Origin of the sequence: Synechococcus sp. CCY 9618, from assembly GCF_019038415.1 — a bacterium.
In the GTDB taxonomy this organism is placed as follows: domain Bacteria; phylum Cyanobacteriota; class Cyanobacteriia; order PCC-6307; family Cyanobiaceae; genus Cyanobium.
This window is the reverse complement of record NZ_JAFKRG010000115.1, coordinates 1-210: the sequence shown is the minus strand read 5'-3', so window position 1 is coordinate 210 and position 210 is coordinate 1. Positions and strand designations below refer to the sequence as shown.

Genomic DNA, 210 nt, shown 5'->3' with positions numbered 1-210 from the left:
CGGCGGTGAGGAAGTTGCAACCTTCCAGGTAGCTGCTGGCAATGCCGTGGGTGTACCAGGAGGTGGCGAAGGTGGTGCCGGTGAGCCAGCCGCCCAGGGCCAAATAGGCCGTGGGGAAGAGCAGCAGACCGGACCAGCCCACGAAAACGAAGCGGTCGCGCTTGAGCCAGTCGTCGAGGACGTCGAACCATCCACGCGTGGCCGGGGCGC

Annotated in this window: 1 pseudogene; it reads right to left on the bottom strand. The window is 66.7% G+C overall.

Features of this window, described 5'->3' with window-relative positions:
• Positions 1-210: pseudogene (locus KUG41_RS16260) on the bottom strand (photosystem II D2 protein (photosystem q(a) protein)); the annotation flags it as partial.